This window comes from Corallococcus sp. 4LFB, from assembly GCF_046520365.1.
GTDB lineage: Bacteria > Myxococcota > Myxococcia > Myxococcales > Myxococcaceae > Corallococcus > Corallococcus caeni.
The window spans coordinates 1-6,910 of record NZ_JBKGHJ010000450.1 but is presented as its reverse complement, the minus strand read 5'-3'; the positions used below and the strand labels follow the sequence as shown (position 1 = coordinate 6,910).

5 protein-coding genes and 1 pseudogene are annotated in these 6,910 nt (G+C 71.4%); 1 reads left to right on the top strand and 5 read right to left on the bottom strand.

Annotation, left to right across the window (positions count from 1 at the left end):
* Window positions 1–402: 402 nt before the first annotated feature.
* The 5 genes and pseudogenes from ACLEQD_RS33665 to ACLEQD_RS33645 form a co-directional block, all read right to left on the bottom strand.
* Window positions 403–1,296, bottom strand: a complete 894-nt coding sequence (locus ACLEQD_RS33665; RefSeq protein WP_410389681.1) for a hypothetical protein — start codon at window positions 1,294–1,296, stop codon at window positions 403–405.
* A 265-nt stretch (window positions 1,297–1,561) separates the two neighbouring features.
* A pseudogene (locus tag ACLEQD_RS33660) lies at window positions 1,562–2,089 on the bottom strand (serine/threonine-protein kinase); the annotation flags it as partial.
* Between the two features lie 119 nt (window positions 2,090–2,208).
* Window positions 2,209–2,739: a hypothetical protein gene (locus tag ACLEQD_RS33655; RefSeq protein ID WP_410389679.1), complete on the bottom strand. Its 531-nt coding sequence runs from the start codon at window positions 2,737–2,739 to the stop codon at window positions 2,209–2,211.
* 17 nt (window positions 2,740–2,756) lie between these two features.
* Window positions 2,757–4,427, bottom strand: a complete 1,671-nt coding sequence (locus ACLEQD_RS33650) for an adenylate/guanylate cyclase domain-containing protein (protein ID WP_410389677.1) — start codon at window positions 4,425–4,427, stop codon at window positions 2,757–2,759.
* 128 nt (window positions 4,428–4,555) lie between these two features.
* Complete coding sequence (locus ACLEQD_RS33645; protein ID WP_410389675.1) at window positions 4,556–5,500, bottom strand: hypothetical protein; 945 nt, start codon at window positions 5,498–5,500, stop codon at window positions 4,556–4,558.
* A gap of 72 nt (window positions 5,501–5,572) precedes the next feature.
* Here ACLEQD_RS33645 and truD point away from each other — a divergent pair.
* Window positions 5,573–6,910: tRNA pseudouridine(13) synthase TruD (gene truD / locus ACLEQD_RS33640; protein WP_410389673.1), on the top strand; the 1,338-nt coding region annotated here is incomplete at its 3' end.

The window sequence follows — 6,910 nt, the reverse complement described above, 5'->3', positions numbered from 1 at the left end:
GGCGCACCCGGGCGCCCCGGGCCGACACGCCCGCGGCCAGCACCAGCAGCACGCCGCCCAGCGCCTTCACCAGCACGTCCGGCGACACCGGCACCAGGGCCGTCCCGCGCATCCACGGGACGAAGAGCACCAGCCCCAGGGCCAGCGCCCCGAAGCCCGCGAACATCCAGCGGGCCGGGTGCCCGGCGGCGTCCGCCCCAGGGTGAAGGTCGCCCAGAGCAGCAGGGCCAGCCCCACGCCGCACAGCGGCAGCAGGAGCACGCGCCCCAGGTCCAGGTCCACGGCCATGCCCCACCCCCGCCCACGTGCCGGACGGCCCCGCGACGCACGGAGCCCGGCGGGAGCAAGGTGGGAACGGGCCGACGGGGCGGCAAGCCCCATGCGCCCTGGCGCCGCGGCGGACTACTCGCCGGTGGCGACGCGGCGCACGGGGCGCTCCTGCAGCGGCCCCACGACCTTCAGGTCGTCGAAGGTGCACTGGAGGTTGCGGCAGCCCAGGGCCAGCTTGCCCACGCGGCCCTCAAAGCCCGGCAGCACCTTGGAGGCGAAGAGCTTCTTGTTGAGGAACGCGTCCACCCGCACGCCGCTCTTCTGCCGCTTGAGCTGGAGCCTCACCAGGAACGGGCCCTGCTTGGGCACCGGCATCTCGTCCTGGACGAGGTTCTTGGTGTCCTCCGCGCTGTTGCCCACCACCTCGTGCCCGTCGTCCGGGGAGAAGTAGCGCCACGACAGGCGCATGCCCGCGTCCGGGATGGCGAAGACGGACACCTGCACGTCGCGGATGCGGAACGCCAGCTCGCTGAAGTGCTGCCCGTCCACCTCCACCGACCACTGCTTGCCCAGCGGCCTCACGTCCATCAGCACCTCGGCCGTGAAGTCGTCGCTGGTGAAGTAGCGGTGCGCCAGGTACGCGCGCGGCACCAGCTTGCCGTCGGCCTCGCGGCCGGCCTGCACGGCGCGCAGCTCGCCCTGGTCCATGGTCCAGGTGCCGCTGTGGACGTTGAGCTCCTCCTCGCCCGGCTCGAAGCCCAGCTCCAGGGTGGTGTCGTCGGAGCCGGCCACGGGGGGCGTGAGCTTCAGGCCGGAGAACACCTCCCCTTCCGTGTTGGCCGGGTAGTGCACCGGGGGCGGAGGGGGTGGCGGCGTCACGGTCAGGCCCCCGAAGCCCACGAAGGCGCGCACCGCGAAGCCCAGCACGGCCAGGCCGCCCACCACGGACAGTCCGGTGCGCACCCGGCCCCAGCCCGCGTGGAGCGCCTCCAGCACGGCGGCCTCCGGGGCGGTGATGGACTTCATCGGCGGCACGCGTGAGGGCTGCGCGCGCGCCCAGCGCCGACGCGGGCGCCACGTGCGGCGACGACGAGGCCGACACCAGCGCCTCCAGCGCCTCGCACACCTCCGTCGCGGTGGCGTAGCGGGCCTCGCGGTCCGTCTCCAGCAGCTTCTCCACCACCGGGTCCAGGCGGGGGTCCAGGCCGCGCACGCGCTCGGACGGCAGCTTGAAGCGGCCCACGGGCAGCTCGCCCGTGAGCGCCTCGTACATCATCACGCCCAGGGAGAAGAGGTCCGCCCTCCCGTCCACGTTCTTCGCGTCCCGGCGCTGCTCCGGGGCCATGTAGTTGAGCGTGCCCATGGCCACCGCCGTCGCGGTGAGCTGCTGCTGCGAATCCGGCTCGCGGATGCCCGCCAGGCCGAAGTCCGCCACCTTCGCGTGCAGCCGCCCGTCCAGCAGGATGTTCTCCGGCTTCAGGTCGCGGTGGATGATGTTCTTGGCGTGCGCGCACTCCACGGCGCGCGCCACCTGGAGCAGCACCTTCAGCGACTGCGCGGGGGGGAGCCCCTCCCGGCCGCTCAGCGCGTGGCGCAGCGACTGGCCCTCCACGTACTCCATGACGAAGTAGTAGTGCTCGCCCTGCACGCCCCGGTCGATGATCTGCACGATGTTCGGGTGGCTCAGGGCCGCGAGCGCGGTCGCCTCCTTGTCGAAGCGCGACACGAACTCCACGTCCTTCGCCAGCCGGGGCGGCAGCACCTTCACCGCCACCGTGCGGCCCAGGGACTGCTGGCGCGCGAGCCACACCTCGCCCATGCCGCCGCGCCCCAGCACCTCCAGGAGCTCCAGGCCCGGCAGCTGGGGCTTCGCGCCCGTCAGCACCGTCTCCGCGGTCTCGATGACGCGCAGGCCCGTGTCCACCCCCCGGGGCGCCTTCACCCCCGGCGTCCCGCGCGCACCAGCGTGGCCCCGTCCAGCTCCGGGGCCAGCGCCTGCGCCCCCGGCTCCGCCGTGGGCACCGCCACTCCGGACGTGTGGGCGTCGCGGCCCTCCGCGACGGGCGGAACCACCCCCGCGGGAACCTCGCCCTCGTCCGTCTTCCCCACGCCATCCGGTCGCGGGCTGTTCATTTCACTGCCCCCTGGGACGGAGCCGGCCCTCATCTCCTGTCCCACCGCGTCCACCCTGTCCGCTCCAACACCCGGAGCGGCGGAAGGTGACGCTGATTCTCGCGGAGTCTCCGCCGCGCGCGGCACGAACGTCACCGCGACGCCTGCTTCCCCGTCGGCCTTCACGGCCGGACGGACGCCTGACGGCTCGCCTGGATTCGGGCGGTGGATGCCGGACACGTCCGCGCGCCGCACCTCGAACCGGATGCCGCAGCGGCACGTGACCTTCTGGCCGCTCACGTACACCCGGGTGTCGTGCACCGTGCCGCAGTTGGGGCACGACTGGGTGGTCGTCATGGACGAGGGGCGCACCGTCAGCGCACCTTGCGGGAGGTGGAGGTGGTCAGCTCCGCGCCGTGCACGCGGAAGGTCTGCACGCCCTTCTCCTTGCCCTTCACCTGGAGCACCGGCAGCTCCTCCACGTCGAAGCCCGGCCCGGACTTGCGCACCGTGGCCTCCGACGCGAGCACCTCTCCGCTCCGGGCGATGCCGCACAGCCGCGACGCGGTGTTCACGGTGTCGCCGATGGCGGTGAACTCGTGCCGCTCCGCGCTGCCCATGTAGCCCACGACGGCCTGGCCGGTGTTGACGCCGATGCCCACCTCGATGGGCTTCTTGCCGTCCAGCACGCGCTGCCGGTTGAGCTCCGTGACGGCGTCCTGCATCTCCAGCGCGGCCCTCAAGGCCCGGGCCGGATCATCCGGGTGCGACGACGGCGGACCCCACACCGCCATCACGCAGTCCCCGATGAACTTGTCCAGGTTGCCCTCGTAGCGGAACACCACGTCCGCCATGGCGGTGAAGAAGCTGTTGAGCATGGACACCACCTCCTGCGGCGAGTCGCTCTCCGCCAGGGTGGTGAAGCCGCGGATGTCCGCGAACAGGCAGCTCACCTCCGCGAGCCGGCTCTGGCGCAGGTCCTCCGTGCCGCCGTTGATCACCGCGTCCGCCACCGCCTTGGACAGGAAGCGCGACAGCTCCGCGCGCGTCACCGCCTCGTTGCGGATCTGCTCCGCCAGCGCCGCGTTCTCCAGCGCGATGCCCGCCTGCGCGGCGATGCCGGACAGGATGGTCAGGTCCTTCTCCGAAAAGGCGTTGATCTGCTGGCGGCTGTCCAGGAACAGCACCGCCATGATGTCGCCGTTCACCAGCAGCGGCACCGCCATGGCGGAGCGGATGCCCTGCGCCACGATGCTCTCCGCGGCGGAGAAGCGCTCGTCGATGATGGCGTCCGCAGTGAGCACCGCCTTGCCCGTCTCCACCACGCGCTTGAGCACGGTGTCCGACAGCATGACGTTCACCTGCTTGCCCTGCCGGTGGTGCACCGCGGCCGGGATGAACTCCCCTTCCGGGCCCACCTTCAGGATGACGCCGTGGTCGGCCGCCAGCAGCTCGAAGGCCACCTTCAGGATCTGCTCGAACAGGTCCGCCTGGTTGCCCTTGAGGCTCACCTGCCGGTGGAACTCATGGGCGATGCGCAGCTTCTCGTAGTCCCGGCGCAGCGCGGCGGTGTCCGTCACCTGCTCCGCCGGGCGGAAGTTCTGCGGCACCTGGTCCATCTGCGCCAGGAAGGCCGGCATGGAGACGGCGTTGGCCACCACCGTCACGCCCGGCAGCGTGGGCGGGTTGGCCCCGCCGGGCAGCGCCTCCCCGCTGTGGAAGACGAGCCGGGAGGAGCCCAGGGCGATCTCGTCCCCGTCCTTGAGGCGCATCTCCCCCGTCAGCCGGCGCCCGTTGACGAAGGTGCCGTTGGACGAGTTCAGGTCGCGCAGCACGAAGTCGCGCCCCACCTTTTCGATGGTGGCGTGCTCCTTGGAGACCTCCCGGTCCACCAGCCGCAGCGTGTTGGACGGGTGGCGGCCGAGCGACGTGGTGGCGCCCAGGGGAAACTCCCCCAACGTCCCGTCCGCGAACCGCCCCGTCAGGTGCGGCCCGCGCGGGTGCGACCCGGACCTGGGCGGGAATGGGGCGGGTGCCTGGTTCACGCGCGAATCCTCACCGGCCCGGACACTACCAGAGCCTTCCGCCCCCAAAGGAACGCTCGCGACGCTGCCCCACGGACGGGCCGCCCCTGGCCTGCACGGCCGGTCAGTCCCCGCGCCCACCCGGCCGCTCATGGAGACGGCGGGGACGGCGGGGCCACCGTCCCTGGCGCCGCGGGGGCCGCTGACGCGGGCGGACGCCGCTCCGGGGACCGGAAGCCCAGGCCAATGGACGGCAGGAAGGTCATCCCGCCCACGTCCCGCTTCTGCCCGAAGACGGCGGGGTTGCAGAAGACGTAGCCCCCGGTGAGCTCCGCGTAGAAGTGCACGTACTTGTAGCCCAGGGCGAAGCCCACCGTGGAGCCCACGAAGTGGCTGTTCACGCTGGAGGGCAGGCTCACGTCGAAGCCCGTCACCGGCTTGCCCTGCTGGGAGAAGTCCACCAGCCGGGCGTCCAGGCTCGTGTGGCTGAAGACGTACTTGGGGGCGCCGTAGAGCTTGAACACGTCCCCGTACTCCGCGCTCAGGTACAGCGGCACCTCCACGTCCGTCCGGCTGAAGTCCCCCAGCTGGACCACCTCCAGGACGTCCATCACCGCCCCGGAGAACAGGTGCTTGGCCACCCCCAGCCCCACCGCCAGGTCATAGGAGCGGCGCGGGCCCGGACCGCCGTGCGCCAGCCGCACCTTGCCGTCGAAGCGCAGCGCGTTGCCGTTGTAGCGCCCGCCCACGTCGAACCCGTCCAGGAGCCCCACCCGCACCATCAGCTCCGGGTTGACCCCCGGCGGGGCCACCGCCAGCGCCAGGCCCGCGGTGACCAGGCGCTGCTGGTCCTCCTCCGTGAGGGTGTAGGGCTCGCCGTTGTCGATGGCCCGCTTCGCCGCCCGCCCCTGGTCGATGCCCACGTCCACCACGGACCCCAGCGTGCCCACCGGGACGAACACGCCCATGCTGCCCGTCACCTGGACCTGCCCGGGCGAGAGCGTCTTCGCGGTCTGCATGGTGGACAGCGGGGTCGCGCACCCCACGGCGAGGCCAGCGAGCCCCAGCAGGAGCAGGACGGGAAGGTTTCTCATGGGGATGCAGGTTATGCCCATTTCAGGCGCGAACGCTTCTATCCGCGCGTCCACGCTGGTAAGGGGGCTGTCGTGCGAATCAAGCAAAAACCCGAGGACTTCTCCGTGAAGGAGTCCTACCGCTTCGACGAAGTCGAGAGCGGCCGCCATCGCGTCTACCTCATGGACAAGCAGAAGCTGTCCACGTTCGACGCGGTCAACCGCATCCGTGACGCGTTCGGTCTGAAGCCCGGCGCCATCAGCTACTGCGGCCTCAAGGACAAGCAGGGCCGGACCGAGCAGATCATCGCCGTGGACGGCGCCGACGTGGACATGCAGGAGCCCGACCTGCGCCTGAAGTTCCTGGGCCGGACGGACAAGCCGCTGTCCGCGCGCAACATCACCTCCAACCGCTTCTCCGTCACCGTGCGCGCCCTGACGCACGACTCGCTGGCGCCGCTCAACCTGGCCGCCGCGGAGGTGAACCGGCTGGGCGTGGTGAACTACTTCGACAGCCAGCGCTTCGGCGCGCTCAAGCACGGCCAGGGCTTCATCGCCAAGGACCTCATCCGGGGCGACTTCGAGGCCGCGCTGCACAACTACTTCGCCCGCCCCTCGGATCTGGACCGCACCGAGGACGCCAAGGTGAAGGGCTTCTGGCGCGACAACTGGGGCCGCTGGGACGCGCGCGTGCCCTTCGAGGGCGCGAAGAAGTACCACCGCATCCTGCGCAGCCTGCGAGACCACCCGGGCGACTGGCTCCGCGCGTTCCTGCAGATCGACTCGGACTACCGGGCGATGATCCTCTTCGAGTACCAGAGCTTCCTCTGGAACGAGGGCGTCCGCCGCTACCTCCAGCTGATGCTGCCGCGCGAGGCCATGTTCCCCATGCGCTACCAGGCCGGCACGCTCCTGCACTTCCGGGACGCGCCTCCGGACGTGCTGCAGACGCTGCGCGAGAAGACCTTCCCGCTCGTGGGGCCGGACTCCACCTTCGAGGATCCGAAGGTGGCGGAGGCCATGACGTGGGTGCTGGGCAAGGAGAAGCTCAAGCTCCCCGACCTGCGCATCAAGGGCGCGGAGCGGATGCTCTACTTCAAGGAGGAGCAGCGCCCGCTGGTGATGTTCCCGCACAAGCTCGTCGTGGGCCGCACGCAGCACGACGACGTGAACCGCGGCGAGATCAAGGTCAACGTGGCCTTCACGCTGCCCCCGGGCGCGTACGCCACGCTGGTCATCAAGCGCCTGTTCCACTTCGAGTACACGGAGGACACGAAGGAGGACATCCGCACCTCGCAGCGTCCCCGCCTCGTCACCACCGAGCGTGAAGAGGCCCGGGTGGAGGAGGCCCGGAGCGCCGCGCGCGCCTCCGAAGGCCCGTCGCGCCACCGCGACCTGGCGGACAAGCGCCCCGCCCCCCCGGCCCGCGAG

What these genes read in the sequence shown, in the direction of transcription:
- ACLEQD_RS33665 (WP_410389681.1), bottom strand. Translation starts at nt 1,296, where the DNA reads ATGAAGTCCATCACCGCCCCGGAGGCCGCCGTGCTGGAGGCGCTCCAC.
- ACLEQD_RS33655 (WP_410389679.1), bottom strand. Translation starts at nt 2,739, where the DNA reads ATGACGACCACCCAGTCGTGCCCCAACTGCGGCACGGTGCACGACACC.
- ACLEQD_RS33645 (WP_410389675.1), bottom strand. Translation starts at nt 5,500, where the DNA reads ATGAGAAACCTTCCCGTCCTGCTCCTGCTGGGGCTCGCTGGCCTCGCC.